2 protein-coding genes are annotated in these 2060 nt (G+C 63.0%); one reads left to right on the top strand and one right to left on the bottom strand.

Annotated elements, in window-relative coordinates; translation table 11 throughout:
• Positions 1-691, bottom strand: a 691-nt coding sequence (locus RJQ10_RS13900; protein ID WP_350147606.1) for an AbgT family transporter, incomplete at its 3' end; no start/stop codon positions are given.
• Positions 692-895: 204 nt separating this feature from the next.
• Between RJQ10_RS13900 and RJQ10_RS13895 the strand changes: the two genes are divergently transcribed.
• Positions 896-2023: an Rv3169 family protein gene (locus RJQ10_RS13895; RefSeq protein WP_350147605.1), complete on the top strand. Its 1128-nt coding sequence runs from the start codon at positions 896-898 to the stop codon at positions 2021-2023.
• Positions 2024-2060: the final 37 nt, after the last annotated feature.

The following is a 2060-nucleotide window of genomic DNA, read 5'->3' as shown; positions in this document are numbered from 1 at the left end:
TCACCAGCCAGCCGACCAGGATAATCAGCAGCGATGAAACCGAGGTGAAAAAGTAGTTGTTCAGCGGGTTCAGCACCACGGAGGGGTCGATGATCTGGGCAGCTGACTGGGAGATCCCCTGCAGCATCGGGTCGATTGCAGAGGGGATGAAGTTGGCGGAATAACCACCTGATACGCCGGCGAAAGCGGCGGCAATGCCGGCAAGTGGATGGCGCCCTGCGGCGTGGAAAATGATGCCGCCGAGAGGTATGACCAGCACATAGCCGGCATCGGCTGCGGTGTGGCTGACAATGCCCACTACGATCACCATTGGCGTCAGTAGCCAATGGGCGGTAACGCCCAGCATGGCCCGCAGGGTCGAGTTGATAAAGCCGGTGTGCTCGGCAACACCGATTCCCAACATTGCCACCAGGACGACACCGATAGGGTGGAAGTGGGCGAAGGTGGTGACCATCGCCGACAGGAACTGTGTCATCGCGCCTGCGGACAGCTGGTTGACGACGACCAGGGAATCGCCGGTGCGGGGGTCGATGAGGTCGTACTCGAACAGGGAAAACAGCAGTGACAGGCCCCAGGTGACAAACAGCAGTGCAATGAACAGCACGGCGGGATCGGGCAGTTTGTTGCCTGCCCGCTCAATACTGGCCAGGACTCTCTGGGTGCGCGTGGCGGGGAGGGCTGCCTGATTCATGCGGTTCACTTCTCGCAGAAAACAGCAGTGTAATTCGAGCGGGGGCGGGAAACAAACCCATCGCAACCCGGCTGGATTTCGGCGGCTGGTTTCGCGGCCGGTTTGATTTGCTGAACGGAGGCTGGCCCCGGCCGCGCGCCGCTTGTGTCGTGTCCGGCGCTGGGCCATGCTCTGGACAATACCGATAACAGACAGGCCGCCGCCATGCTCTCCAGCTTTGACGACTACCCCATTCACCAGACAGCCGAACCCATAGCCCAGACCGCGAGCAGCGACCGCTGTACCTATGACCGCTACTGGTACAACGCCCACGACCGTGACGGCGCCTTTTATTTCGGTGTTGGCCTGTGCCGCTATCCCAACCTGGGCATCATGGATTGCAGCCTGAGTCTGGCTATTGATGGCCAACAGTACGCGTTTCATGGCTCGCGGCGGGCACCGTCAGAACCCACTGACACCAGTGTTGGTCCCTTTGTCCTGCGCATTCTCGAACCCATGGGACGCCACCAGTTGACTATCGCGCCCAACGACACCGGAATCGAGTGCGACCTGGTGTTCACCCCTTACACCGCGTGCATGGAGGAGGGTCGTCAGACCCTGCGCAACGAGCGGCACCTGGTTATGGATGCGACCCGTCTCGATCAGTTCGGCAGGTGGCAGGGCTGGATTCGTTACGCTGGCCGGGAACTGCGCGTCAATGGCGCCACCACGTTTGGCCTCAAGGACCGCTCCTGGGGCATCCGCCCGGTGGGTGAGCCCTGGCCCGGCGGGGCGCCCATCAGCAGTTTCCAGGCGGTGCACTTTTGCTGGATGCCCATCCACTGGCAAGACCAGTGCAGTCTCGCTGGCTGGTTCGAGGATGACAGCGGCCACCAGTGGCACTGCGACCAGGGCTTCCTGCCGCGCTATGCGGATATGGAGTCCATTCCCGGTACCAGCGATCCCGGCGCCTCTGTCTGGCAGGGCACTGTAGAACACGGGATTGCGATGCTCCCGGGTACCCGCCGTGCCGCCAGCGCCACGGTGACCATGCGCGACCGCGGCGGCGAGTCCATGACCGTCACCCTGCAGCCGCTACTGGTACACCGCATGAAAGGCCTGGGATACCAGCATCCGCAATGGGGCCACGGCAAGTGGCATGGCGAGCTGGTGATTGCCGGGGAGAGCTGGCGCGACAGCGACCTCGATCCCCTGGCGCTGGAAAACCTGCATATCCAGCAGGTGGTGCGCGCGACCTGCGGCGATCGGGTCGGGCACGGTGTACTCGAGCAGATGCATATCGGTCCCTCCCGAACCTACGGCTTCAACGACTGGTTTGATGCGGCCGGCTAGGTGGGGCCGCCCAGATGCGGCCGCCCAGGTGGGGCCG

The organism is Haliea sp. (assembly GCF_040222615.1).
In the GTDB taxonomy this organism is placed as follows: Bacteria; Pseudomonadota; Gammaproteobacteria; order Pseudomonadales; family Halieaceae; genus Haliea.
This window is presented reverse-complemented; position numbering and strand designations above follow the sequence as displayed.

Bases quoted from the DNA above. Each gene is read 5' to 3' on its own strand.
- RJQ10_RS13895 (WP_350147605.1), top strand. From the start codon at position 896: ATGCTCTCCAGCTTTGACGACTACCCCATTCACCAGACAGCCGAACCC.